Origin of the sequence: Holdemania massiliensis AP2, from assembly GCF_000327285.1 — a bacterium.
Lineage (GTDB): Bacteria > Bacillota_I > Bacilli_A > Erysipelotrichales > Erysipelotrichaceae > Holdemania > Holdemania massiliensis.
In genome coordinates this window covers 57,623-83,859 of the sequence record NZ_HE998568.1, presented here as the reverse complement: position 1 = coordinate 83,859, position 26,237 = coordinate 57,623, and the positions used below count along the sequence as shown (strand labels likewise).

General features: G+C 44.9%; 21 protein-coding genes. 19 read left to right on the top strand and 2 right to left on the bottom strand.

Annotation, left to right across the window (positions count from 1 at the left end):
* The first annotated feature begins 128 nt into the window (after positions 1 to 128).
* The 14 genes from BN162_RS08275 to BN162_RS08210 all read left to right on the top strand — a co-directional run bounded on the left by BN162_RS08275 (position 129) and on the right by BN162_RS08210 (position 18,204).
* Positions 129 to 1,094, top strand: coding sequence for an ABC transporter permease (locus BN162_RS08275; protein WP_020224615.1), 966 nt, complete (start codon positions 129 to 131; stop codon positions 1,092 to 1,094).
* Positions 1,095 to 1,107: 13 nt separating this feature from the next.
* Entirely contained in the window at positions 1,108 to 1,959 is an 852-nt protein-coding gene (locus BN162_RS08270) for an ABC transporter permease (protein WP_020224614.1), read from the top strand.
* 14 nt (positions 1,960 to 1,973) lie between these two features.
* On the top strand, positions 1,974 to 2,942 hold the full coding sequence (locus tag BN162_RS08265) for an ABC transporter ATP-binding protein (protein WP_020224613.1): 969 nt from the start codon (positions 1,974 to 1,976) through the stop codon (positions 2,940 to 2,942).
* 3 nt (positions 2,943 to 2,945) lie between these two features.
* Positions 2,946 to 3,950, top strand: a complete 1,005-nt coding sequence (locus BN162_RS08260) for an oligopeptide/dipeptide ABC transporter ATP-binding protein (protein ID WP_020224612.1) — start codon at positions 2,946 to 2,948, stop codon at positions 3,948 to 3,950.
* A 154-nt stretch (positions 3,951 to 4,104) separates the two neighbouring features.
* Positions 4,105 to 5,697, top strand: a complete 1,593-nt coding sequence (locus BN162_RS08255; RefSeq protein ID WP_020224611.1) for an ABC transporter substrate-binding protein — start codon at positions 4,105 to 4,107, stop codon at positions 5,695 to 5,697.
* A 168-nt stretch (positions 5,698 to 5,865) separates the two neighbouring features.
* Complete coding sequence (locus BN162_RS08250) at positions 5,866 to 7,470, top strand: ABC transporter substrate-binding protein (protein WP_020224610.1); 1,605 nt, start codon at positions 5,866 to 5,868, stop codon at positions 7,468 to 7,470.
* 92 nt (positions 7,471 to 7,562) lie between these two features.
* Positions 7,563 to 8,945: a M14 family zinc carboxypeptidase gene (locus tag BN162_RS08245; RefSeq protein WP_020224609.1), complete on the top strand. Its 1,383-nt coding sequence runs from the start codon at positions 7,563 to 7,565 to the stop codon at positions 8,943 to 8,945.
* Positions 8,946 to 9,253: 308 nt separating this feature from the next.
* Positions 9,254 to 9,532, top strand: coding sequence for a PqqD family protein (locus tag BN162_RS08240; RefSeq protein WP_020224608.1), 279 nt, complete (start codon positions 9,254 to 9,256; stop codon positions 9,530 to 9,532).
* A 91-nt stretch (positions 9,533 to 9,623) separates the two neighbouring features.
* Entirely contained in the window at positions 9,624 to 10,529 is a 906-nt protein-coding gene (locus tag BN162_RS17865) for a radical SAM protein (protein ID WP_020224607.1), read from the top strand.
* A 158-nt stretch (positions 10,530 to 10,687) separates the two neighbouring features.
* Positions 10,688 to 12,283, top strand: coding sequence for an ABC transporter substrate-binding protein (locus tag BN162_RS08230; RefSeq protein ID WP_020224606.1), 1,596 nt, complete (start codon positions 10,688 to 10,690; stop codon positions 12,281 to 12,283).
* A 241-nt stretch (positions 12,284 to 12,524) separates the two neighbouring features.
* Positions 12,525 to 14,117: an ABC transporter substrate-binding protein gene (locus tag BN162_RS08225; RefSeq protein ID WP_020224605.1), complete on the top strand. Its 1,593-nt coding sequence runs from the start codon at positions 12,525 to 12,527 to the stop codon at positions 14,115 to 14,117.
* A gap of 102 nt (positions 14,118 to 14,219) precedes the next feature.
* Complete coding sequence (locus BN162_RS17860; RefSeq protein WP_020224604.1) at positions 14,220 to 15,788, top strand: ABC transporter substrate-binding protein; 1,569 nt, start codon at positions 14,220 to 14,222, stop codon at positions 15,786 to 15,788.
* A 215-nt stretch (positions 15,789 to 16,003) separates the two neighbouring features.
* The gene (locus tag BN162_RS08215; RefSeq protein WP_020224603.1) at positions 16,004 to 17,596 is read left to right on the top strand and encodes an ABC transporter substrate-binding protein; all 1,593 of its coding nucleotides are present in this window, start codon (positions 16,004 to 16,006) and stop codon (positions 17,594 to 17,596) included.
* A 56-nt stretch (positions 17,597 to 17,652) separates the two neighbouring features.
* Entirely contained in the window at positions 17,653 to 18,204 is a 552-nt protein-coding gene (locus BN162_RS08210; RefSeq protein WP_040451731.1) for a GNAT family N-acetyltransferase, read from the top strand.
* A 13-nt stretch (positions 18,205 to 18,217) separates the two neighbouring features.
* On the opposite strand, the gene BN162_RS08205 is transcribed toward BN162_RS08210, so the two are convergent.
* Positions 18,218 to 18,400, bottom strand: a complete 183-nt coding sequence (locus tag BN162_RS08205; protein ID WP_020224601.1) for a hypothetical protein — start codon at positions 18,398 to 18,400, stop codon at positions 18,218 to 18,220.
* Positions 18,401 to 18,508: 108 nt separating this feature from the next.
* Positions 18,509 to 20,494 carry an alpha/beta hydrolase family protein gene (locus BN162_RS08200; RefSeq protein WP_020224600.1) on the bottom strand — a complete coding sequence of 662 codons (1,986 nt, stop codon included), beginning with the start codon at positions 20,492 to 20,494 and terminating at the stop codon, positions 18,509 to 18,511.
* 195 nt (positions 20,495 to 20,689) lie between these two features.
* Here BN162_RS08200 and BN162_RS08195 point away from each other — a divergent pair, with 195 nt between their 5' ends.
* The 5 genes from BN162_RS08195 (at position 20,690) to BN162_RS08175 (ending at position 26,235) form a co-directional block, all read left to right on the top strand.
* A complete protein-coding gene (locus BN162_RS08195; RefSeq protein WP_020224599.1) occupies positions 20,690 to 21,448 on the top strand; it encodes a MurR/RpiR family transcriptional regulator in 759 nt (252 codons plus the stop codon).
* Positions 21,449 to 21,654: 206 nt separating this feature from the next.
* Positions 21,655 to 23,214 (top strand): PTS transporter subunit EIIC, encoded by a 1,560-nt coding sequence (locus tag BN162_RS08190; RefSeq protein ID WP_020224598.1) that lies wholly within the window; start codon positions 21,655 to 21,657, stop codon positions 23,212 to 23,214.
* Complete coding sequence (locus tag BN162_RS08185; RefSeq protein WP_040451729.1) at positions 23,211 to 24,557, top strand: family 4 glycosyl hydrolase; 1,347 nt, start codon at positions 23,211 to 23,213, stop codon at positions 24,555 to 24,557. Before BN162_RS08190 ends, BN162_RS08185 begins: the two co-directional genes overlap by 4 nt.
* Positions 24,548 to 25,750 carry an N-acetylglucosamine-6-phosphate deacetylase gene (nagA, locus tag BN162_RS08180; RefSeq protein ID WP_020224596.1) on the top strand — a complete coding sequence of 401 codons (1,203 nt, stop codon included), beginning with the start codon at positions 24,548 to 24,550 and terminating at the stop codon, positions 25,748 to 25,750. Before BN162_RS08185 ends, nagA begins: the two co-directional genes overlap by 10 nt.
* Before the next feature lie 5 nt (positions 25,751 to 25,755).
* Complete coding sequence (locus BN162_RS08175) at positions 25,756 to 26,235, top strand: PTS sugar transporter subunit IIA (RefSeq protein ID WP_020224595.1); 480 nt, start codon at positions 25,756 to 25,758, stop codon at positions 26,233 to 26,235.
* Positions 26,236 to 26,237: the final 2 nt, after the last annotated feature.

Genomic DNA, 26,237 nt, shown 5'->3' with positions numbered 1-26,237 from the left:
TTCGTGTATAATAGAAAGCAATGAAATTATGTTTCATTGAATGTAAAATTATGAAAATTTTACATTTTTATTTTCCCGTTTGAGAGGACAGAGGAAAAAGATTTTAGGTAAAAGGAGGAAATCTTGAAATGAAACGTTATATTGGAAAACGTGCATTGAGTGGTCTTCTCGTTGTCCTGTTGTCGGTCTGCTTCAACTTTACGTTGATCCGATTGGCCCCAGGCGATCCGATCCGCATTATGGCGGGTACGGATAATCCAAACGAAGAGATGATCGAAGCACTGCAGCAAAAATATGGCCTGGACAAATCCATTCCGGAGCAGTTCGTCATGTTTCTTGGCAATGTAGCGAAGGGGGACTTAGGCTATTCTTACATCAGTGACGAATCCGTCATTAAACTGATCGGCGAGAAGATCGGCCCGACACTGGCGCTGTCGTTAACCGCAGTGCTGCTGTCAGTCACTTTTGGTACATTGATAGGAATCTACGCCGCACGCAAAAATGGATCGCGGTTTGATCGCTTTGTGTGCAGCATTTCGTATGTGTTCGATGCGACGCCGGGATTCTGGCTCGGATTGATGATGATTCTGATCTTTGCTTCATCGCTGAAATGGTTCCCGACTTCGGGGATGGTGAACCTGCGAGCCAATTATAAAGGGTTTGCGTACTTCGCGGATGTCTGCCGCCATTTGGTGCTGCCGATTTCAACGATGGTGCTGACGCAGACGCCGTATTATTTCCGCATCGCACGTTCTTCCGTTCTGCAGGTCATGTCGGAAGATTTCATTACAACCTTCAAAGCTACGGGCATGAAGGAAAGCCGGATTTTCAACAAGTATGTTCTGCGCAATGCGATTCTGCCGACCGTTACAGTTCTTGGCATGTCGCTGGCCTTTCTGCTTTCCGGTTCCGTCTTAATCGAAACCGTTTTCGCATGGCCGGGGATGGGCCGACTGATGTTCAGCTCGATTTCCAAGCGTGACTATCCGGTGCTGACAGGAATTTACCTTGTCACATCCGTCGTTATCTGTATCGCGATGATTCTGGTCGATATCCTCTACGGCTTTATCGATCCGCGGATTCGCTACGACTAGGAGGAACTGAACAATGAAAAAAGACAATATTTTTCAGGCGGTAATGCGGGTATTGAAGAAGAACTCGCAGCTGCGCATGGGTGTGATTCTTCTGATCGTCCTGCTTTGTGTAGCGCTGTTTGCACCGATTATCGCTCCATGTGATCCGTATAAATTATATGATGCGCTGGTTGCTGGACCGGGCACCCCGGGACATATCCTGGGCACAGACGGTTTAGGCCGCGACGTCTTAAGCGAAATTATCTATGGAACACGGACTTCATTAATGATCGGTGTTGTAGCCGCGAGCATTTCCGGTATCTTAGGAACCTGCATCGGCGGAATCGCCGGTTTCTTCGGCGGCAAGATCGACCGCTTCATCTCAGAGTTCATGAACTTCTTCCTGATGACGCCGTCGTTCTTCTTGATCCTGATCATCGTTGCGCTGTTTGGCAGCAATATCATGTATATCATGATCGTTATCGGTTTGACTTCCTGGACTGGCAACGCCCGTCTGATGCGGGCTCAGGCGATCTCCTTGAAGGAGAGAACGTTTGTTAAGAGTGCTCAGGCGATGGGAGAAAGCCGCTTCAGCATCATGTTCAGACATATTATTCCAAATGGAATTTTCCCGATTATCGCGCAGACGACGATGAACGTATCGAGCGCGATCCTGTCCGAAGCCGGCCTGTCGTTCTTGGGCTTAGGTGATCCAAACGTCGTCAGCTGGGGTCAGATTATCTACCATGGCAAGCAGTATATGCCGAAGGGCTGGTGGATTTCCACCTTTGCCGGCGTTGCCGTTGTCTTCACCGTTCTGACATTCTTCCTCATCGGTGACGGCCTCAACCGCGTGCTCTCGCCTAAGATGGACGCCAATAACTAGGGAGGAAGGAAAAAATGGCATTATTAGAACTGAAAAACGTCAATGTACGTTATATTATGAAAGACAAAAAGGTCCATGCCTGTCAGCATGTTAGTCTGGAAATTGAGGAACAGGATTCAATCGGTATTGTTGGTGAATCCGGCTCCGGCAAATCCACGCTGGCCAGTGCCGTACTGCGCTTACTGCCGCAGCGGATTACGCAGGTCGACGGCGAAATTCTTTACAACGGCAAGGATCTGTTAAAGTTAACCAAGGATGAAATGGATGCGCTGCGCTGGACCGATCTGTCGATCGTTTTCCAGAAGTCAATGAGCGCGCTGAGTCCGGTGCATAAAGTCGGAGCTCAGATGGAAGACGTTTACCGTGTGCATTTCCCAAATGCACAAAAAGAAGAGATCAAACAGCGGGTTTATGATTTGTTTAAAGTTGTTAACCTGTCCGACCGTGTTTATGAGTTATATCCGCATGAATTATCCGGCGGTATGATGCAGCGTGTTTCCATTGCGCTGAGCTTGCTTCATAATCCGCGTCTGTTGGTTCTGGATGAAGCGACAACGGCTTTGGACGTTGTGACACAGAGCCAGATTCTGCGTGAAATCATGAGCTTGGAACAGAATTTGAATGTTACCCGCATCATGATTACCCATGACGTATCCGTCGTTGCTTCCACCTGCAAGAAGATTGCCGTCATGTATGCCGGCCGGTTGATGGAAAGCGGCGAAACGAAAGACGTTTTAGTCAATCCGCAGCATCCATATACACAGGGTCTGCTCAAATCGTTCCCTTCCTTTAAGGGAGCGAAGAACGACCTGCGCGGTATTCCGGGTTCGCTGCCGGATTTAAGTCAGGAAATTCCAGGCTGTGTTTTCGCTCCGCGCTGTCCGTTTGCGACTGAAAAGTGCCGCACGGTAGAGCCGGAATTGAAGACTGTCAATGGAAAGGGCAACTGGAAGGTTGCCTGCCACAAGGTAGGAGGTGAATAAGCGATGTCGGATACAGTTATTCAGGTAAAAGACCTGACCCGCTGGTATATCCAGAAAAAGGTGACCAAGCAGGATGGCAAAGTCAGCAAAAAGCAGACGATCAAAGCTGTCGACGGCGTTAGCTTTGAACTGAAAAGAGGAGAAACTCTGGGCGTTATCGGTGAATCCGGATGCGGTAAATCGACATTGGGCCGCGTCTTGATTCATCTGGAAGACCCGACGGCTGGTGAAATTTTATATAACGGCGTGTCCAGCACACAGCTGAAAAAGAAAGACCGCCTGGCATTCTGCCGGACCTGCCAGATGATTTTCCAGAATCCGTTTGATACCTTTGACCCGCGTTATACAATCGAAAAAATCTTTATGAGCGTCCTAAAGCTGCACAAAATCGGCGCGAATGAGGAAGAACGCCATAACATTATGATTAAGACGTTGGAAGACGCCGGAATGGCACCGGCTGAAGATTATATCTATCGTCATCCGCATGAATTGTCCGGAGGCCAGCTGCAGCGTATTTCGATTTTGCGAAGCATGCTGCTGCGTCCGACGTTCTTAGTTGCTGACGAACCGGTCAGCATGCTGGACGTTTCAATCCGTGCCGATATCATCAACATGCTGCAGACATTAAGCAAGGAAGAAAACACGGCGATGGTTTTCATCAGTCATGATATTGCGACTACCCGTTATATTTCCGACCGGGTGGCGGTCATGTATTTGGGCCGGATCGTGGAAACAGGCATTACCGATGAGGTTCTGCACAATCCGCAGCATCCGTATACCAAAGTTCTGATTTCCAACTGCGCATCTTTGGATCCGCTGGAAAAACGTGAAATCATTGAAATTGAAGGTGAACCGCCGACCCCGATCAACACCGGCCCGGGCTGCTATTTTGCTCCGCGGTGTTATCAAGCCTGTGAAAAGTGCTTTAAGGAATATCCGGAAGCCAAGGATCTGGGCAATGGTCATATCGTGTCCTGTCATTTTGTCGGCAACGACGCTGAAAAGTAAATGGCGTTCCAGGCTCATCTGATATTTCAGATGGGCCTTTTTTCAGAACTTTACTTCCTTCATTCACCAATAAGTCTGTGTGGAAAGCGGACTAAGGGTGGGGAGTTTACCGCTCCGGCAAGGAAGGAAAAATAGAAATCGAGGAGAAAGAAAGATGAAATTTGCAAGAAAAGCACTGACAGCTCTGTTAGCGCTGGCCATGCTGGCGGGTTGTTCATCCGCGCCGAAAGAAAACGGCGATGCGCAGACACCCTCCGGCGATACCGGCGAGCCCGTTCAGGGAGGCACCTACATCGTTCGTCAGCCGAGCGATCCGGCCAGCTTTAATCCGGATGTCAAGGGCGACGACATGGCGACTTATACCGCAATGAACGTATTTAATCGCTTAGTTAAAACGACAGCTTCGACGGAATTGGTCGGAGATCTGGCGGAAAGCTGGGAATTCAGCGAAGATGGAAAAACGCTGACATTCCATCTGCACGACAATGTAAAATGGCATGACGGCGAGCCGTTCAGCTCGGAAGATGTCAAGTGGACGCTGGATATGATCCGTACCGAAGGATTCCAGTCCAACAGCTTCAAGATGATTGAGGAGATTACTTGTCCGGATGCGAATACCGTTGTAATTCAGATGAGCGCGCCGAGCGCTGCCATTTTAAGCTCATTGGGCTGGTTAGGCACTTTCATTTTACCGAAGCATATTTATGAAAATACAGATTGGGCTACCAATGAAGCCAATATGCATCCAATTGGCACCGGTCCGTTCAAGTTTGAGAGCTACGAGAAATCGCAGACCATTACTTTAGTTCGCAACGAAGATTATTTTAAAGGCGCTCCGTATCTGGATAAACTGATCTTTACGATCATTCCGGATGCGAATACAGCTTATCAGGCCTATATGAACGGCGAAGTGGACGATTTGATGCTGAATATCCCAAGCAATGAGATCGCCGGTCTGAAAGCCAATCCGGATTATACGGTTTATGAAAGAGCTTCTAATAACCGCACTTATTTGACATTTAACTTTGATGCAGAACCGTTTAATGATGTTCGTGTGCGTGAAGCGGTCAATCTGGGTATAGATCGCCAGGAAGTTCTCGATAAGGCCGCTAAGGGAATCGGCGCTGTCCCGCAGTATTACATGAGTCCGGTTTTCGCCTGGGCCATGAATGATGAAGTTACCATTCCAGCCCGGGATGTAGAAGCCGCCCGCAAGCTGATTGAAGAGGCTGGTTATACGGCAGATGCCAATGGAATCTATTTCTCTGTAACTCTGGATCTGTTTGACAGCGGTGATTTCAAGGATACCGCGACGGTTCTGCAGCAGAATTTAAAAGAAATCGGCATTGATGTGAAGCTGAATGTTACAGAAATGGGAACATGGCAGCAAAAAGTTCAGGTTGACAGCGATTATCAGATGGCGATGTTATCCGGATCGCAGGGTCCTGATGCGTCCGCTATCTCGATGCGTGTCCACTCTGCCGGTGCCTTCAACTTGGCCCATTGCAAGAATGCTGAACTGGACGCTTTGCTGGATGAAGGCGCAGTGACAACCGATGAAGCCGCACGCGCTGAAATTTATAAAAAGGCGCAGGTGATCCTGGCGGAAGAACTGCCGATTGTTCCAGTGAAGGAAGCGACGTTCACCGTAGCGGTTCGCAATACGATCCATGGTCATCCGTATTCTGAGGAGGGCATTCACTCTGTGGCTTCCAATGAATTCTCGCTGGTCTGGATTGAAGAATAGGAACGAAGCTGAGGAAATGAGTTTGATCTTAAGATCGGACTCATTTTCATTTTGTGAAAGAGTTTTCTGAAAAAATATAAAAACAAATAGAAAGAGATTGACTTGATTTACAGAAAGCAGTAAACTGAGATTAATCTCTAGGGGAGAAAAGAAAGGATTCAAAACAATATGAAGAAACTGTTTCAAAGCATGCTGGTGATGCTGTGCTTAGCGCTGACTTTGACCGGATGCGCAGGCGGCGGCCAAACGGCAGCACCTAAGTCTGAGAATGAAGAGCAACAGACCGGCGAGCCGGTTCAGGGGGGAACGTATGTCATGCGCAGCCATGGCGAACCGAATTCATTCAACCCCAATATGAAGACCGACGATCTGCAGCTCCCGGCGACATACAATATTTTTAACCGCCTGGTTAAGATGACTGTCGACAACCATGTGGTGCCGGATCTGGCTACGGATTGGGAATTCAGCGAAGATGGTATGGATTTAACGTTTAATTTGCGTGAAAATGTGAAATGGCATGACGGCGAACCGTTTACCTCCAAAGACGTCGTCTGGACTTTTACAAAGGTATTGGAAGAGGGTTATCAGTCCAACACGCTAAGCATGATTGATTCTGTCACGGCCGACGGGGATTATAAAGCGGTTTTCCATCTCAAGCAGCCGGATGCTTCCGTCGTCAGCGTATTGAGCTGGCTGGGCACTTGGATTATGCCGGCGCATTTATATGAGGGGACAGACTGGACGCAGAACGAACACAACATGCATCCCATCGGCACTGGTCCGTTTAAATTTGTCAAGTACACCCCGGGGGTTTCGATCGAAATGGAACGGAATGAGGATTATTGGGACGGCGCACCGTATCTGGATAAATTGATTATCTCGATTATCCCGGATGCTTCGACAGCATACCAATCCTATCTCAACGGTGAAGTTGACGATATGCAGAGCGGTGTGCCGACCTCGAATTTGCAGGAATTGATTGATAATCCTGAGAATTACAACGTTTATCAGTATGTTTCCAGCTCAAGAACCTATCTGTCGTTTAATATTGGCGAAGGAAATCCGTTTGCGGATGTCCGCGTTCGCCAGGCTGTTGATATGGCCGTCAACCGCCAGGCCGTTCTGGATAAAGCTGCGAAGGGCTTCGGCGCTGTATCCGAATACTACATTTCGCCGATGTACCCATGGGCGCTCAATGATGACGCCAAGATCCCGGCTTATGATGTTGAGGGAGCCCGGAAGCTCATCGAAGAAGCAGGCTATACGGCGGACGCGAACGGAATCTATTTCAGCTGTGAATTAACAACCTTTGATTCCGGCGACTTCAAGGATTCCGCCATTGTTGTGCAGGACAGCTTGAAGCAGATCGGCATCGACGTCAAGCTGAATGTCCTGGAAATGGGCGCGTGGATGACCAAAGTTATTGACGATTACAATTTCGATATCGCGTTGTGTTCCGGCGGACAGGGACCGGACGTTTCCGCGATCCGCAACCGCGTGCATTCCGAAGGCTCATTGAATCTGACGAAGTACAACAACCCAGCGTTGGATGAAGCGCTGAACAAAGGAGTTCAGGTGTTCTCTGAAGAAGAACGCGCACCTTATTACAAAGAAGTCCAGCAGATCATGCATGATGATGTTCCGATCGTTATTTTGAAGGATTTTACAGCCGTGTATCCGGTGAAGAGCTATATTCACAACAGTCCGTTTGAACCAGAAATGGCCAGCTTGTATGGAACCTATGAAATGGCGAAAGTCTGGATGGATCAATAATTCAAAGCAGGAAGAAAAAGACAGGCAAATCCAACCGATTTGCCTGTTTTCTGATATAATGATAACCATGAAAGAGAAAAGGAGAATGAAACATGGCTGATTTTATTCAAAAACTGATCGACAACATTCCTGATTATCAACAATTTCTGACGGTTGATGAAATGGATGAAAATTCAAAAAAACTGGCTGCCGAATTTCCGGATATCGTAGAAATCTTTGAAGCTGGAAAATCCCGCAAAGGGCATCCGATCTACTGTCTGAAGATCGGCAAGGGAAGCCGCAATGCCCTGATGTTTGGCTGTCCGCATCCCAATGAACCGATGGGAGCCATGCTGCTGGAGTATTTCTCCCGCGCTTTAGCGGAGGACGAAGGGCTGCGCAGCGAACTGGATTATACGTGGTATCTGATCAAAAGCATTGATCTGGATGGCACGCAGCTGAATGAAGGTTGGTTTAAAGGGCCGATTACTCTGACAAACTTTACCCGTCATTACTTCCGTCCGGCAGGCTATGAACAGGTAGAATGGAATTTCCCTTTCCACTACAAAAATTATACTTATGATACGCCGATTCCGGAAACCGTTTGCCTCATGAATTTGATTGATAAGATTCAGCCGCAGTTTATGTATTCGCTGCATAATGCGGGCTTCGGCGGAACGTATTGGTATTTGACAAGAGAAATTCCGGAGCTGTGGGATAAGTTCTACGCGGCGACGGCCAAGCAGGATATTCCGCTTCACTTAGGCGAGCCGGAGGTTAACTACATCACGCCGTTCTCTCAGGCGATCTATCCGATGATCAGTTCCAAAGATACTTATGATTACAATGAGAAATATGGCACTGTCGCTCCGGAAAAGCTGATGTCGACCGGCACCAGCAGTGCGGATTATGCCTTGCAGCAGGGCTATGATACGACGACCTTGGTCACGGAGCTGCCTTATTTCTATGAACCGCGGATTCAAAGTGACAAGCTGATGGATTTTTCACGCCGGGAAGCTGCTTTAAAAGGCCGTGAGATCCTGCATGAAAACCGCAAGGCTGTCAAGCTCCGTTATGATCAGATCGCCGATCTGATCAGCGATGACAATGGATTTGCAAAGATGGTCAGCAACGGTTATGAACATTTTGAGGAAGATTACCGTCAGGAATGCGATTTTATCCGTCAGGATTCCAATTATGATGATCTGTGCAAGGAATCCGAAGCGTTTGACAACTTGGAAATCCCGAAGTACCGTGTATTACTGCAGTGGACGCTCTTAATCCGCGCCTGCGAGCATGAGTTAGCAAAGAATCCGAGCTTAGAAGCCGCGCAGCGTCTGCAGCGTATTCATGATGAGGGAGAAAAGGAATTTGCCAAGCGTGCGGAAATCGCTGAAAAAGAACTGCATTACGAGGTCATTCCGATTCGCAAGCTGATTGCCGTTCAGCTTGAAAGCGGGATGCTGGTTGCGGATTATCTGCAGAAAAATCGGTAAAAATATTACATGATTAATTAAATAAGGGTTTTTTATCATTTTGTTATTTAATAATAAAAAAGAATTCTTACCTCATTGTTATAAAATTATAAAATGCTATAATCAAAGTAGAAATACAGTTCATTTAAAGAAAGGGGATAAATATGGAAAAATACGTAAAGCCATCCATTGTTTCTGTTGATTTAGTTAATGAAGAAATTGTAGAACATGAAAATGACCAGTACCAGATTTTTAGAGATTGTAGAGACTAATTATAAAACGGGAAGATAATGTTCTTCCCGTTTTATATAATGAGGAGAGATTAAAAGATGCGTAATTATAATGTTAAACCCCATTTAAAACGAATAATAGGACACAAATATTTTATCATTCCTGTTTTTGATGAAATGCCAGATATGAGCCATGCATTATTTATGAACATTACTGCCAGAGAGATACTGGAGTTTTTAGAACAAGATTACAGTATAGCTGATATTTTGAATATACTATCTAACAAATATAGTGTGGAGAAAGAAACACTGATAAATGACGTTAATAATGTTTTGGAAAATTTGATAAAATCCGGCATCATTGAGGTAGCTGAATGAATACAGTGATAACAGAAATGTTCCTTGAAGCTTCGAAACATAGGGTCCCTTTAGCTTGTGAAATAGAACTAACACAGCAATGTAACTTCAGATGTTTACATTGCTATGTGTCCAAAAAGGACAGATTTTTAAAAAAGAGAAAGCTATTAACTTTATTGATACTGTTGTTGAAAGAGGCTGTTTATTTTTAAATTTTACAGGTGGAGAAATTTTTTTAAATCCTGATTTCCCGGAGATATATACTCATGCAATAAAAAAGGGATGTGTAATTACTTTATTTACTAACGGGGCACTTTTAGATGATGCAACAATTGATTTATTGAGTAAGTATAAGCCTTATCTAGTAGAAATAACTTTATATGGATTTAGCGAAGAAACGTATTTAAATGTTACAGGTACAAAGAATTTTCGTAAAGTAATCAGGAATGTCTATAAGTTAAAAGAAAACAATATTAAGCTATACTTAAAAACTTTTGTTTTGAATGAAAATTATGATGATTTTTTTAATATTCGAGAATTCGCAATAAAAGAAGGTATCAAGTTTGGATTTGATTCATTAATTGTAGATAGCATGAATTCGCCAACTTTGAAATATCAACTACCAATTGAAAAAATGTTATCGCTGGAAAAATATCACAAGGACGATAGTATGGAGAAAGAAGGCTGGGTCAATATTCATCAATTTTTGCCTGAAAATCGTCTTATTCATTGCGGCTCTGGCAGGTATAATGCATTTTTGTCTGTTAATAATGACTTACTAATGTGTAATATGCTACATGAATGGAAATATAGCTTAGATGAGTATACTTTTGATGAAGCTTGGAAGAATTTTGAACAGTATTTGAATTTAGAAGATTCTAGTGATTGTAGAAAATGTGAATTGAGGAAAAAATGTCGAATTTGTCCGGGGCGTAGTTTGTTGATGACAGGAAGTATTCAACCCAGGCCATGCTTTCCAATTTGTGATTTTTGTTATAGTAAGTACCGCAAAAAATGAAAATCTTTGCATTGTTCAATGAATAATTTCATGAATTTTACCGAAAACTCATGATTTTTATTTTTTCATTTATCACAAATCCTTCACATTTCCTGTGAAATCGTTTATCATTATTCTAACGATTGCATCATAACAATCGATAGAGGAGGAAAGAATACATGAAAAAACTACTTAAAGTTTTAGTCGTGTGTCTGGCTCTGGCCTTAACGCTGGCTGGTTGTGGATCGAATAACAACGGCGGCGGAACCAACGAAGGCGGACAGACAGGCGGCGAAAATGGCGGAATTCCTACTGATCAGACTTTGATCATGGTCACACAGCAGGATCCGCAGAGCTTCAACCCGGACTTCAAGTCCGATGACGGCGCATGGCCGATCAACCAGAACATCTTTAACCGTCTGGTTAAATTAGGTTCTAAAACTTCGATTAACTTAGACTTGGCTGAGTCGTATGAATTCAGTGAAGATGGTATGACCCTGACATTCCACCTGCATGATGGCGTAAAATGGCATGATGGCGAACCGTTTACTTCCGCTGACGTTAAGTGGACTTATGATACGGCAATCGCTGAAAAATGGGCGAAAGCGGACAATCTGTCCAACATTGACAGCATTGAATGTCCGGACGACAACACCGTTGTCATGAACTTAAAGACTCCGGATGTTTCGATTATTGCGAAGTTAGCTTGGTATGGCACCTTCATTATGCCGAAGCATATCTATGAAGGTACAGATACTGCGACGAACCCGGCAAACCAGAATCCAATCGGCACCGGACCGTTCAAGTTTGTTGAATACAAGGCCGGTCAGTATGTAACCTTAGAGCGCAACGATGACTTCTGGGGAGATAAGCCATATGCTAAAACGCTGAAGTTTGCGATCATCAATGATGATAATACATTGTGGGAAGCTTTCATGAATGGTGAAGTCGACGATCTGTGCAGTATGATCCCGGCAGCTCATGATGGTGAACTGGAAGGTAATCCGGACTATGTTTTCTATGAAGAAATGGGCATCAACCGTACTTATGTCACATTTAATTTAGCTGACGAACGTTTCCAGGATCCACGTGTCCGTGAAGCATTCGCGTTAGCGATTGATAACCAGGGGTGCTGGGATAGAACCATGGCTGCTGGCGAACCATCTAAGTACATGATTTCTCATGCTTTCACGGAATATTTGGATGAAGATTCCAAATTACCAGAACGCAACGTTGAACAAGCGATGAAGCTGCTGGAAGAAGCAGGTTATACAAAAGATGCAGATGGCTACTATATGCATATCACATTAGACGCTTTTGAAAGCGGCAACTGGAAAGATCTGGCTGCGGTTATTCAGCAGAACGTCAAAGAAGCCGGTATTGATCTGAAGATCAACATGATGGAAATGGCGGCTTGGCAGGATAAAGTTCAGGTTAACAAGAACTTTGAAATGACGATGCTGGCCGGCTATCAGGGACCAGATATCGCTGGTGTATCCGGACGTGTTGAAACTGGCGCTTCGATGAATATCGGCGGCTATTCCAATCCTGAATTGGATGCTTTGTTAGCAAAGGGTGTAACTCTGTCTAATAAAGAAGAAAGAATCGAATGTTATAAAGAAATACAGAAGATCATGCGGGCTGACCTGCCGATCATCCCTATTATCGACAACGGTTACAAATATGCGATTAAAAAGGAAATGAAGGGTATGCCGATTGAATTGTTTGATAAGACAGCTTCTTCGGAGTACACTTACACATACCGCGCTGAATAATTTCATACAACCTTTTAAAGACATGCTCAAATTGGGCGTGTCTTTTTCTTATGATCAGTTTTGAAAATGTGTCTTTGCTATGAAAAACAATTTTCAAAATATATGAAATATTTACAGAAAAAAGCTTGAATTCTTTTTCTTCCACTTGTATCATAAACTTATGTGAATGGGAGGGATTCTATTGGACAGTGATCAAGCTCCATAATTTTTTTGTTTTTAAAGAAAGGGAAGGAAATAGAGTATGAAAAAAAGCGTTAAGATTCTATCAGCCCTGCTTTGTGTCGCTTTGCTGCTAAGCGGGTGTTCAGGCGGCGGGGATAAACCAACACAGACAACGGATTCTGATAAAGAGAATACAGAAACGATCGGTACGTTTATCACCCGTGTTGAAGGTGATCCATCCAGTTTTAATCCGGATATGAAGTCGGACGACTACTTGTGGCCGATGGCTCAGAACCTGTTCAATCGGTTGTATAAACTGGCTCCAGGGGATGTGCCGATTCCTGACTTGGCTACTTCGTATGAATGGAGCGACGATAATATGACGCTCACCTTCCATCTGCGCGACGGCGTGAAGTGGCATGACGGTGAACCATTAACTTCAAAGGATGTTAAATGGACATATGATACGATAATTGAAAACAAATGGTCGAAATCAGACACCTTTGTCAATGTCGATACGATTGAAGCACCGGATGATCTGACCGTAGTCTTCAATATGAAGAATCCGGATGCCGGACTTGTTCCATTATTAGCTTGGTATGCAACTTTCATTCTGCCGGAACATATCTGGAATGATCCAGCTTATCCGGACTTTGCAAGAAATCCGGCAATGCAGAAGCCAATTGGTTCGGGGCCGTTTAAGTTTGTCGAATACAAGAGCGGACAGAGTGTAACTTTAGAACGGAATGAGGATTACTTCGGCGGTGCGCCGGAAATCGAACGCTTGGTTTTCCAGATTATTCCGGATGCCAATACGGCTGTGGAAGCATTTAAGAATGGTGAAATTGATTATCTGACAAGCTTGCCGACTGCCAATTTGCACGACTTCGATAATGATCCGAATTACGAAGTCTTCTCCTTCTTAAGCATTAACAGAACTTATCTGACGTTTAATATGGAGAAAGAACCGTTTAACAATCCGAAGCTGCGTCAGGCGGTGGCTTACGCGATTGATCGGCAGGCCATTGTTGACCGTATGGGAAATGGTGTGAGCGCTTTGCCGGAATATTTTGTTTCGCCACTGTTTAAAGACTATCTGAATGATAATTACAAACTGCCTGAACGCGATATTGAGAAGGCTCAGGCCCTGATGGAAGAATGCGGATTGAAGAAAAACGCTGACGGCTATTATCTTACGGTAACATTGGACGCGTTTGAAAGCGGAAACTTCAAAGATGTAGCGGCAATTGTTCAGTCCAGTCTGAAAGAAGCGGGTATTAAAGTGGATCTGAATATGATGGAATACGCAGCTTGGGGTGATCAGGTTAAGGAAGGCCGTAATTTCAATATGACAATGTTGGCAGGCTATCAGGGACCCGATATTTCGGGTATCTATATGCGTGTTGGAAAAACCGGATCGAACAACTTTACGGGTTATTCCAGCGATGCAATGGAAGCAGCACTCGAAAAAGGCGCTCAGAATTCGGATCCTGCAATTCGTAAGGAAGCCTACGATGAGGTTCAGCGTCTGATGAGCGAAGATATGCCAATAGTTCTGTTACTGGACAATGGTCAGGTTATTCCTGTCAAGGCGAAATTTGACGGTACACCATATCAGGTTCCAGACAAAGCGGCAACGAACGAATTTACGTATGTTACGCTGAAAAAATAAAAAAATTCAGAAAACGGAGGATTTTTACATAAATTCTCCGTTTTTCATTGTTTTATAACACATGACATCTGATATAATAAATAAAGAAAGAAGAGGAAACTTATGAAAAAAATAATCAAATTGTTTGCAGTAGGGTTAATTGCAGCCTTGACGCTCACAGCGTGCGGCGGCAAGAATAACGCTCCTGCTGAACAAACTCCAGAAACAACGAATGACACGCTGGTCGCAGTTGTTGCCAATGACCCATCCAGCTTTCACCCGGATTTTAAATCAGATGACAACGCTTGGGGACCAAACCAGAACATTTTTAACCGTTTGGTTAAATTAAATGCCTATGATCAAGTTCTTCCTGATCTGGCAGAAACTTGGGAATGGAACGAAGACAGCACACAGGTTACATTCCACCTCCATGAAGGCGTGAAGTGGCATGATGGGGAGCCATTTACTTCCGCGGATGTTAAATGGACATATGACACGTTAATTGCAGAAAAATGGAATAAGAGCGACAGCTTTGCATCTGTTGAATCGATTGAATGTCCGGATGATAATACCGTCGTCATGAATCTGAAATACCCGGATGTTTCCTTGATTGCGAAATTGTCTTGGTATGGAACGTTTATTATGCCGAAGCATTTGTATGAAGGTACGGATACGGCAACAAACGAATACAACATGAAACCAGTTGGAACAGGCCCGTTTAAGTTTGTTGAATTTCAAAAAGGCGTTCAAATTGTGCTAGAACGGAATGAAGATTACTGGGGTGATAAAGCAAAAGTCGCTAAAGTCATTTACTCTATTATTCCAGATGCAACGACTGCGCTGCAGGCATTTATTTCCGGTGAGGTAGATTACTATACGTCAATCCCAACGCAGAATGCCAATGATTTTGACAATGATCCGAACTATGAAGTGTATCCAGTTGTTGGCATGAATCGTTCTTATGTCACGATGAACGTTACGAATGAAAAATTTAAGGACGCTCGTGTTCGTCAGGCGATTGCCTATGGTATTGATCGTCAGATGATTTATGATCGCTGTGCTGGCGGTACAGGTGCTGTGGCTTCGACATTTATCGCTCCGAACACAGGCTTTGCGGATGAACAGTACAAGATGCCGGAACGCGACATTGCCAAAGCTCAGCAATTATTAGAAGAAGCCGGTTATACAAAGGATGCCAACGGGATTTATTTCTCAACAGAGATGAAATTTTTTGACAGTAGCTATTTCAAAGATGCGGCAACGATTATTCAGACAAATCTAAAAGAAGTCGGCATTGACGTTAAACTGACGATGATGGAATATGCAGCCTGGGGCGATACGGTTAAATTGAATCATGATTTTGAAATGACAATGTCTGCAGGATATCAAGGACCTGATGTTTCTGGTGTTTCCGGTCGTGTAGGTACAGGAACTTCGATGAACTTTATGGGCTATTCTAATCCTGAATTGGACGCATTACTTGAAAAAGGTGTTCAGGTATCCGATGAAACAGAAAGAAAAGCTGTTTACAGCGAAGTTCAGCGGATTATGAGTGAAGAAATGCCGATTATCCTGTTTATGGATAATGGTGCTAAAGTACCAGTTAAGAAAATTTTGAAGGGGACGCCATATCAGGAGCCGACAAAGGCAGCTTCTAATGAGTTCACATATATCGAATTTGTAAAAGAATAAGAAATTAAAGTTTCGGTGAAAGAAGCGAGTGATTCGCTCAGAAGCCGAGACTTTTTTTATCTATTGCGTCTCAATGAAAGTTATTTCATAATCAACAATGAAAATTATACATTAAATGAAAGAAAATGCGTGAAATGTCTTGACGATATTCTTTCAAACATGTAAACTCAAATTATATTTTTCTTATGAAGCAAAAATGAGGAGGGAAGGAAAATATGAAGAAATGGACAAAGTTGTTGGCAGCCTTTTTGATGGCTTGTTTGGCATTGGCGGGATGCGGTACAGACACGCCGAAAGGGGACGGTACTCCAGGAACAGAAGGCAATATACCAGCGCAGGATGTTTTGATTTATGCAGTTCAAGGGGATCCGCAAAGTTTCAATCCGGATATGAAGTCGGATGATTATGCTTATAGTGCAAATCAGAATATCTACAGCCGATTGGTAAAGCTAAATGCTAATGATCAGATTCTGCCGGATCTGGCTGAAAGCTGGGAATTCTCGGAAGATGGGCTGACATTAACCTTTCATTTACATGAAGGAGTGAAATGGCATGACGGTGAACCGTTTACTTCGGCTGATGTCAAGTGGACATTGGACACGATGAAGGAACAGAAATGGACTAAGTCAGATTCAGTGGCTTCAGTGACTTCGATTGAATGTCCGGATGATAATACCGTTGTCTTAAATTTGAGTCAGCGTGATGTAGCGATTGTGGCGAAATTAGGCTGGTATGCAACGTTTATCATGCCGGAACATATCTGGAATGATCCGCAGTACAGTGATTTTGTATCCAATCCAGCAGCCTGGAATCCAATTGGAACCGGTCCGTATAAATTTGAAAAATATGAAGCTGGCGTTGGAACAACATTAGTAAAAAATGAAGAATATTTTGGTGGCCAGCCGATTATTGAAAAGCTGATCTTCCAGGTCATTCCGGATTCGACTACAGCTTATCAATCGTTACTGAATGGTGAAGTTGATTATTTAGGAATGGTGGTTCCGACAGCGAATAAGCATGAACTGGATAATGATCCGAATTATAAGCATTTCCACTATCTGTCAATCAACAGAACGTATATTACCTTCAATATGGAAACGAGTATCTTTAAAGATGTTCGGCTGCGTCAGGCTGTCGCCATGGGTGTTGACCGTCAGGGTATTTATGATCGCGTTGCTAATGGCACAGGAGCTTTGGCGGAATACTTCATTTCTCCATTATGGGAAGGCAAGTATCTGGACAAGCAGTACACAATGCCAGCACGTGATGTGGCTGCCGCCAAAGCTTTGATTGAAGATGCTGGGTATACATTACGGGATGATGGATTCTATTTTGATATGACGATGGATATCTTCGAAAGCGGAAACTTTAAGGATATTGCTCAGATTGTTAAAGAAAATCTGAAAGAGATCGGCATCAACGTGACCTTGAATATCATGGAAATGGCCGCTTGGCAGGATAAAGTTATTACCAATTCCAACTTTGATATGACGATGCTTGCCGGCTATCAGGGACCAGACGTTTCTGGTGTTGCCGGACGTGTGGCATCGACTGGTGGTACCAATGTTGGCCTGTATAACAACCCAGAGATGGATGCCGCGCTGCAGGCTGGCGTAGAAACTGCGGATGATGCTGAGCGGGCAAAGGCCTACAGTGAAGTTCAGCGGATAATGAGCGAAGATATGCCTATGGTCTTCCTGTTTGAAAACGGTGACTGTCTGCCGGTCGCTGCGAATTTAGACGGTACGCCGCGAGATGTTCCTGATCTTGCAGCAGCGAATGAATTTGCTTACGCGAATTACAAATAAGTTATTGTTAAGTTAAGCCGTCGATTTGACGGCTTTCTTTTGAAAGAAGGGATCGTATGCTCCTAGAAACACCAAGATTAATTCTTCGTCCCTGGCAAATGACCGATTTGGAGGATATGTACACGCTGGCAAAGAACCCGCATGTCGGACCGAGGGCAGGTTGGCGGCCGCATCAAAGCCGTGAGGAAAGCCGATTGATTTTGAGCCGGATGATCACGGCGCCTGATGTGTTTGCTGTCGTTTTAAGGCAAAATGACAAAGTCATTGGAATGATCAGCGCCGGTGTGGATTCATCACGAAGAAATTTAGCTGCAAAATCCATCGGCTGCGCGCTGAATGAGGAATATTGGAATCATGGTTATATGAGTGAAGCTGTAAACAGGATGATTCAATATCTCTTTGCGGATCCCGGAACGGAACTGATTGCCATGGATCATTTTACGGATAATCCTGGCTCCCGACGCGTCATTGAAAAGAATGGTTTTCAGTATGAAGGGACAATGCGGCAAAAAATTCGGCTGTTTAACGGTGAAGTGAAGGACTGTTTGTGTTATTCGTTAACGCGGGCTGAATTTGAAGCGCAGACTGTTTCTCAAGATAAAGACTAAAAAATGAATCCGATCATTCGGATTCATTTTCAGTCTGGATGGACAACTTGATTTTCTTTTGAGCACTTTCTTTGCGGTACTTATGAAACTGAACCAGAAAAATAGTTGGAAAAACGACAGCTGAAGCCGCGACCACAGACATCAGACCGATCATCATCGATTGATAGACCGTTTCCATCGGGGATTGTTTCATCATGTTCACTCTCCTTATAGATGTATTATAACGTGAATGGAAGTGAAAAAGAAACCGACAATTGCGGTGAAATGATAAAAGGGGCTTTTTTCGAACAGCCCCTTTCCCAATTTATTTACAATGTTTGTCGAACCATTCCACCATCGCTGTTAAACGCTGAATGCGATGGGTTGGCTTGCCAAAGATCGGCAGTCCATGATGTTCGCCATGGAACAACATGAAGCGGGTTTCCACACCATGCAGTTTCAGGGCATAGAACATTTGAATCGGTTCGGCGATCCAGCAGCGGTAATCCTGATCGGAATGAATGAACATTGTCGGTGTCTTCACTCGATCCGCATATTTCAGTGGGGATTGTTCCCAAACTAAGCTGACATCTGACCATGGCGTTGCAGCCTGGTTGTCCATGTTGTAAGTGAAGCCGATATCCGTACATAAGAATTTGGTGACATAGTTGGAGATTGAAGCTTCCGGGATTGCGGCCTTAAACCGGTCGGTTTGGGTAATGATCCAGTTGCTCATGTAACCGCCGTAGCTGCTTCCGGTAACCCCTAAGCGTTCTCCATCCAGCTGCGGATATTTTGCCAATACCGCATCCGTAAAGGTCATCAGATCACTGTAATCCTCTTTGCCGAAACGGCCGCGGATATCCGCAAAGGCATTGCCGCGGGAATCGGAGCCGCGGGGGTTGCAGTAGAAGACAAAGTAACCGTTAGCCGCAAAGACCTGCATTTCATGATTAATTACAGGACCGAAGGTACCTTTCGGCCCACCGTGAATTTCCAGAATCCCCGGATATTTCTTATTCACATCGAAGTCTGCCGGTTTAATCACAAAGCCCTCATGCCGGATGCCGTCATTGTAGAATTCAATTTTTTCAATCGGGGAGACGGCAGTGTTGGCATGATAATCACTATTGAAATGGGTCAGCTGCGTCTCTGATTCATCTTTAAGGAAATAGATTTCCTGCAGCTTCTGATCACGCAGACCAATGAAAATGATGCCTTCATCGGTGACTTCAAAGTCTTCAATCCCACCGTGATAGCCGGACAACCGCTGCAGCTGACCGTTTTCATCAAAGCATTTCATGCAGCCGTCGTTTTCATCCGTACAGCTGAAATAGATTTTATCATGATAGGCTTTTACCGCGGTGCCAAACTGCTGGATACAGTCAGAGCCCAGTGAAGCTCCGTAGGAATTGTCATAATGAACCAGCCGGGTGCGCTGCTGATCTTCTTCCACAACAAACAAAGTGGCATGCTGATGATAGCCGTATTCCTTAAAATCGGAGATTGCGGCAATGATCTTATGCTTGATATAGAAGGCCCAGCTGACATTGACCTCATGGTCCGGAATCAGTGTCAGATCTTGTTTTGTCGTGCAGTCAAACTGGTGCAGCGAGCTTGGAATCTCACGGACTGAATTCATCGGATTGCTGATATAAAGTAGCTTGTTGTCCTGAATGTGCGAAATGGAGGCGTTGGCTGACGGCTCGGAGATCGGGGTGGTCTTCTGACTGTCCAGATCCAACAAATACAGGCGCGACCGCTTCATATTGGTGATGCCCTGTCCATTTGCCCAGAATGGGATTTCATCAAACCATTCATAGTCTTTGTGAGAATCGCGTTCTTCCTTCCATTTCTTTTTTTCATCATCGTTCTTGCATTCAAAATCATTCATTCCGTCCGCCCGGTAAGCAACAGACAGAATCAGCTGATTGTCATTGACCTTCTGGAAACTGCCGACCGGCATGGCCAACCGGAACCATTCTGTAGCTTCGCCGCCATGAATGTTCAGCTTGTAAAAAACCGTCATGCTTTCGCCTTCCGCGGTTTTCTCCTTTAATTTCGGATCACGGCAGCCGGTGAAAACAAGCGTATCGTTGTTCCACCAAATCGCTTTTTTTTCTTCGTTGCCGGACGTCAGCTGACGGGTCCGTTTTGTTTGCAGATCCAGAAGCCACAAGTTGCCGGGATATTTATCCTCTTCCCGATCTGCGGTGATAACGGTAAATACTGCGTGCTGCTGATCCGGGCTGACCTGCAGGCTGCCCAGATAGCGATAATCCATAAAATCTTGAATCTGTACTTTTTTCATGCTTTCTCTCCCATCTATCGTCTATTTTATCACACGCTGCGCAGGAATGATTGAAAAAAGACGGAAGGAGAAAAAATCAACAGTTTAGTTTGTGAGAAAACCTAATATAAATTGGAGTTGTAATCATTTCCGACTATTTATCGAAGATTATCTCATGGTATAATGATTCCATTCCAATGTTAAGGGGGAATCTGCATGGATTTTTGGCTTAATAATTATGATCTGTTAACAGGGAGCGAACGAAGCTTGCTACATTACATTTTGGATCATCAGGAAACGATTCAAAAAATGACTTGTCAGAAGCTGGCAGATCAATGTGGAGTGTCCAAGACCGTCGTGATCAATATGTCGCAGAAGCTTGGTTTTGAGGGATACAATGATCTGCGCTTTTTCTTGAAAAATCGAGCGAAAGTAGCACCAATGCCGGCTTCAGCGGAAACCGTGGAAGCGGAGATTACGGGTAACGTAAGTAAAACCATTCAGCTGAACCGACCGGAAATCCTTCAGAAAGCTGCCAGATCGATCGTTAATTCACAATGTGTCTATATCATATCCCGCGGCACAAGCAAACCGGTAGGGTATTATCTGGAACATCTGCTTTTAACGCTGAATGTTAAATGTATTAACATCCCGGATTATAATTTGCTGAATATCATTGCCCGACAGATGACGCATGAGGAAGTCCTGATTGCGATTTCTTTGTCAGGAAAAACGCCGATCATCGTAGAAACAGCTAAGATTGTTAAAGCGTATGGGAATTCACTGATTACATTAACGGCCTTTTCCAACAGTCCGTTAGTTCAATACAGCGATTTAGCTTTGTATTGTTCTGCCAGTTCCATGGATACCAAAGTGGATGATATTATCACACGGATCGGTATGTTCGCTGTGACAGATTTGTTAGTGCATTATGTTCAGGTCGAATTGCTGAAACAGAATAAGCCGGGATTTTAGATTTCTAACTGAACGAGTTATGAACAAAGCACGGAGATTTTCCGTGTTTTAATTTAGCTGTTTTAGTCAGAATTCTAAGCTTTTTGCTTGATTCGTGACGCTGGTCACTTTTGATGACCAGAGTAAAAAAGACTGTCGGAAATAACCGGAAGATTGATTGAAATCGCTTTCAGATTTCTGTAATTTATTAGGCAGGAGGAACTGCTATGAAAAAGTATAGTGAGCAGATTCAACGCTTCGGTCGATCATTGCTGCTGCCAATTGGTGTTATGGCGCCTGTCGGATTGCTGCTGGGCCTGTCCGGCGCTTTTACCCAGTCGTACATGATTGATCTGCTGCCCTTTTTGGGCAATCCAACCGTCAAGCTGATCTTTACCAGCATCCGTCAGATTTCCGATTTGATCTTTGGCAATATCCCAATCATGTTTGCAATGGGAGTTGCCTACGGCATGGCCAGGCGCGATAAGGGAATCGCGGTCTTCTCTTCGGTCATGGCCTATCTGATTCTGCTGATCACGATGAAGATTTGGTTATCGGCAACCGGTCAGCTGATCACGGAGGGCAACATTGCCGTAGGCGGTCAGGCCATGGTTCTGGGTATGCAGACGCTGAATGTCAACGTACTGGGGGGCATTATTGCCGGTCTGGTTGCAGCTTGGGCTTCTGATAAGTTCTATAATTTGGAACTGCCGATTGCCTTCGCTTTCTTCTCAGGCAAGAAATCAGTACCGTTGATCTCGATGGGCGTCACGGTGGTGATCGGTTTGATTCTGCCGTTTTTCTGGCAGTACTTCATCGCTTTCTGCAGCAGCTTGTCGGGCTTGTTATTGCATAAGATTCTCGGTCCGGTCTTATCTGGTTTTGTCAACCGCATGATGATTCCATTCGGATTGCATCATGTCTGGAATGCGATGCTGCGCTTTACGGAGGCGGGTGGAACGTATGTGATTAACGGTCAGACGTACATCGGTTATCTGGATGCCATGAATGAGATCTTGTTTAATCTCGGTCCTGACAGCGAGTACTGGGCACTGATGCCGGAATTGACCCGTTTCGGAGCTCAGAATCAGATGGTTCGTACAATGTTTGTTTTCCCGGCTATCGGATTGGCGATGTATAAAACCGCTTATCCGGAAAACAAAGCGATTGCCAAATCGCTGATCCTGACTTCCGTGCTCACAGCGGCGTTAGGCAATGTGACCGAGCCGTTGGAATTTACCTTCCTGTTCATCGCCCCTGCGCTCTATGTGCTGTACGCATTAATCGGAACTCTGGGTTCGCTGGCTTTGTACTTCATGGGGACGGCGGTTGGTTATATCCGAGGGACAGTCTTTGACTTCATTATTTTTGGGGTGATGTATAAGAATTCACACTGGATCAACATTGTCATTGTCGGCGTGATCAGCTTCGTAATCTACTATTTCCTGTTTAAATGGTGGATTGTCAAGTTTGACGTAAAAACACCGGGACGTGAAGATGAACCGTCGGCAGACAATGTCCTGATTCGAGAAAAGCGCTATGATGAAATTGCTAAAATTGTGGTTGAGGCTTTAGGAGGTCCTTCCAACATCGGTACAGTGGACAACTGCATTACCCGTTTACGCATTGATATCACTGATAACAAAAAGATCGATAAAGATCTGTTGAAAAAATCAGGCTGCGCCGGAATCTTCTTCCCGACAACCAAACATATCCACATTGTTTTTGGACCGTTAGTCGAATTTGTCCGCAATGCTGTGGATGATGAATTGGGGCGGCATTCATGATGAGAGCGCCGCAGACGATCACGATCTCCGGTGCCGGCAGCTGCCGGACACCGGCACTGATCGGTACGTTAATGCAGATGAAAGAACGATTCCCGGTCAAAAAAGTGATATTCTTTGATAAGGATATGAAGCGTTTTGCCAAGATTGAAGATTATTGCCGGCTGCTGCTGCACACCTTCAGTCCGGAAACCGAGGTGGTAGTCACGGATGATATGGATGAAGCCTACTGTGCCTGCGATTTCGTTTTTTGTCAGATGCGGGTAGGGCAGAACAAAATGCGCTCCTATGATGAAAAAATTCCGCTGAAGCATGGACTTGTCGGTCAGGAAACCTGCGGTCCGGGCGGATTTGCATATGGAATGCGATCGATCGGCGGGATGAAAGAAATGGTAGATTGTGTCCGTAAATACTCCAAAGATACCTGGATTCTCAATTATACCAATCCGGCGGCGATTGTGGGTCTGGCTCTGGATCGTCTTTATCCCGACGATCATCGTCTGATCAATATGTGTGATCAGCCCTATTCAATGATGGTCAGTTTCGCAAAAATCCTGAACGTCAATGTCAAGAAGCTGCGCGCCCGATATTTTGGCTTGAATCATTTCGGATGGTTCACGGAACTCTATGATACAGATGGACATGATTATTTTGGCGCTCTTCGGGATTATCTGAAAAATCATGATTTTAAACCATACAACGCTGAGCAGCGGACACAATCCTGGCTGGATACCTATTTGCGCGTCAATAAAATGATGAACTGTATATCAGAATACATTCCGACGACTTATCTGCAGTATTACTTTTATGCCGATGAGATCGTGAAGGAAAGTGATCCTCATTTCACCCGCGCCGACGAAACTGTTCTGACGCGTGAAAAAGAAGTGTGGGATGTCTGTGTCCAGGCAAAAGGGAAAACTGAATTGGGAAATATCCAGGTGTTAAGTTCGCCGGTCTTTGGTTCAATGATGGTGGAAGTCGCAGAATCCATCGCTTATGATCTGAATGCAGAATTTATCGTGATGACTCGCAATACAGGTTTGATTGATAATTTCCCGGCAGAAGCTGTGGTGGAAGTTGCGGGGACGCTGGGGAAAGAAGGTGTTCGAGGCATTCCATATGGAAAGATAAAGCCGTTTTATAAGGGGTTGATGGAAAATCAATATGCCTATGAAGAGTTGACCTGCGAGGCTTGGATGGAAAAAGATTACACCAAAGCGCTTCAGGCGCTGGCGCTGAATCGAACAGTCAACGATTTTGACAAGGCGAAGGCGGTTTTGGATGATTTGATGGCGGTTAATCAAGCTTACTGGACACTGGAAAAGAGGGATGAACCATGTATTTAAAATCAACAAAAATCTATTTTCCGAATCAGATCTGCCGCAGCGGGTATTTGGAAATTCAGGGTGAGAAAATCAAAGGTTTCTGCAGTGAAGTTCCTGAGGGTGCACCTGTTGAGGATTGGGGTGAAAATCTGATTCTGCCCGGTTTTATTGATCAGCACATTCATGGCTGGGGAACCGGAAGCTTCAATAACGATAAGTCGGTCCATTCCATTCAAGAAATGAAGAAGAATCTGCCTTACGAAGGGGTGACCAGCTTCTTGGCCACCTCAGGGGCCGAGCCGATTGCCGATCTGATTGACGGCGTTAAGAATGCCAGTTGGGTAGTTGAGCATCAAAAAGAAGATGGGGCTACGTTGCTGGGTGTCCATCTGGAAGGACCGTTTATCAATAAGGAATTCAAAGGAATGCAGCGTGAGGATTGCTGCATCGATCCGGATATGGCGATCATGCATCAGTTTTTGGCTGCTCAGTCCCATCCGCATGTCATCCGGCTGATGACATTGGCGCCGGAGTTGCCGGGGGCAAAAGCGTTAATCCAGTTCTGTCATGAAAATCAGATTCAGATGAATATCGGTCACAGCGCCGCTACCTTTGACTGTATCCGCGATTTAAAAGAATACGGTTTAGGCGGCGTTACGCACATGTTCAGCGGAATGCGCGGCCTGCATCATCGGGAACCGGGAGTTGCCGGGGCGGCCTTGTATTTCGATGATCTGAACTGCGAGTTTGCCAAACAAACAGGCATGACGGTACGTCCTGAGGTCTTTGCGCTGACATGGCGGTTAAAAAGCAAAGATAAAATCATTATGACTACCGACTGCGGAGGGATTGCGCTAACGAAAAAAGAAAAGTATCATTATATCCGAAAGCAGACATTTATTCCCAATGGCGATGAATTGATTTTGCGCAATGACGACGGAAGTGAAGAACATATTGACTTGCATGATTACAAAGCTGTGCGCAGTTTGGAACTCAGCTATATCAAATCGATTCGGAACCTAATTGCCAATGTTCATCCGTCAGTGCATGAAATTATGAAGATCACAGCGGAGAATCCGGCACGCTATATCGGCGTTGATGACCGCAAGGGCAGTCTGGAGGCTGGCAAAGATGCGGATATTCTGGTCGTGAATCCGAACTTTGAAATTCAAGCCACTTACTGCATGGGCAAAAAATATATATTAGAGGAGTGATGTTGATGTTTAAGCATCTGTTCAGACCCAAACCGGTGGATTTTGCAGCGCCTTTTGAAGGCAAGCTGATGAATCTGGAGGCCGTACCTGATCCAGTTTTCGCAAGCAAATCGATGGGGGATGGCTTTGCGATTGAAATGCAGAATGGAAAAGTGCTGTCGCCGGTATCCGGAACGATCGTGGCCGTCTTTCCGACGGGTCATGCCATCGGGATCAAGGCCGATGACCGCAATGAATATCTGATTCATCTGGGATTGGATACCGTAAACTATAAAGGCGAGGGATTTACGGTTCATGCCGAGCAGAATCAGCGGGTGGCTCAGGGTGATCTGCTAGTGGACGTGGATCTGGAATTTTTCCTAAGAAATAACGTTTCTATGGTCTGTCCGATTCTGGTCGTCAACGCCAATAGCCGGAAGATTCGTCTTTTGAAAGAAGGCGTCGTTGCCTTGCAGGAAAAGGAATTTCTTGCGATTACGGCATGAAG

Bases quoted from the DNA above. Each gene is read 5' to 3' on its own strand.
- BN162_RS08275 (WP_020224615.1), top strand. From the start codon at position 129: ATGAAACGTTATATTGGAAAACGTGCATTGAGTGGTCTTCTCGTTGTC.
- BN162_RS08270 (WP_020224614.1), top strand. From the start codon at position 1,108: ATGAAAAAAGACAATATTTTTCAGGCGGTAATGCGGGTATTGAAGAAG.
- BN162_RS08265 (WP_020224613.1), top strand. From the start codon at position 1,974: ATGGCATTATTAGAACTGAAAAACGTCAATGTACGTTATATTATGAAA.
- BN162_RS08260 (WP_020224612.1), top strand. From the start codon at position 2,946: ATGTCGGATACAGTTATTCAGGTAAAAGACCTGACCCGCTGGTATATC.
- BN162_RS08255 (WP_020224611.1), top strand. From the start codon at position 4,105: ATGAAATTTGCAAGAAAAGCACTGACAGCTCTGTTAGCGCTGGCCATG.
- BN162_RS08250 (WP_020224610.1), top strand. From the start codon at position 5,866: ATGAAGAAACTGTTTCAAAGCATGCTGGTGATGCTGTGCTTAGCGCTG.
- BN162_RS08245 (WP_020224609.1), top strand. From the start codon at position 7,563: ATGGCTGATTTTATTCAAAAACTGATCGACAACATTCCTGATTATCAA.
- BN162_RS08240 (WP_020224608.1), top strand. From the start codon at position 9,254: ATGCGTAATTATAATGTTAAACCCCATTTAAAACGAATAATAGGACAC.
- BN162_RS17865 (WP_020224607.1), top strand. From the start codon at position 9,624: ATGTTTACATTGCTATGTGTCCAAAAAGGACAGATTTTTAAAAAAGAG.
- BN162_RS08230 (WP_020224606.1), top strand. From the start codon at position 10,688: ATGAAAAAACTACTTAAAGTTTTAGTCGTGTGTCTGGCTCTGGCCTTA.
- BN162_RS08225 (WP_020224605.1), top strand. From the start codon at position 12,525: ATGAAAAAAAGCGTTAAGATTCTATCAGCCCTGCTTTGTGTCGCTTTG.
- BN162_RS17860 (WP_020224604.1), top strand. From the start codon at position 14,220: ATGAAAAAAATAATCAAATTGTTTGCAGTAGGGTTAATTGCAGCCTTG.
- BN162_RS08215 (WP_020224603.1), top strand. From the start codon at position 16,004: ATGAAGAAATGGACAAAGTTGTTGGCAGCCTTTTTGATGGCTTGTTTG.
- BN162_RS08210 (WP_040451731.1), top strand. From the start codon at position 17,653: ATGCTCCTAGAAACACCAAGATTAATTCTTCGTCCCTGGCAAATGACC.
- BN162_RS08205 (WP_020224601.1), bottom strand. From the start codon at position 18,400: ATGATGAAACAATCCCCGATGGAAACGGTCTATCAATCGATGATGATC.
- BN162_RS08200 (WP_020224600.1), bottom strand. From the start codon at position 20,494: ATGAAAAAAGTACAGATTCAAGATTTTATGGATTATCGCTATCTGGGC.
- BN162_RS08195 (WP_020224599.1), top strand. From the start codon at position 20,690: ATGGATTTTTGGCTTAATAATTATGATCTGTTAACAGGGAGCGAACGA.
- BN162_RS08190 (WP_020224598.1), top strand. From the start codon at position 21,655: ATGAAAAAGTATAGTGAGCAGATTCAACGCTTCGGTCGATCATTGCTG.
- BN162_RS08185 (WP_040451729.1), top strand. From the start codon at position 23,211: ATGATGAGAGCGCCGCAGACGATCACGATCTCCGGTGCCGGCAGCTGC.
- nagA (WP_020224596.1), top strand. From the start codon at position 24,548: ATGTATTTAAAATCAACAAAAATCTATTTTCCGAATCAGATCTGCCGC.
- BN162_RS08175 (WP_020224595.1), top strand. From the start codon at position 25,756: ATGTTTAAGCATCTGTTCAGACCCAAACCGGTGGATTTTGCAGCGCCT.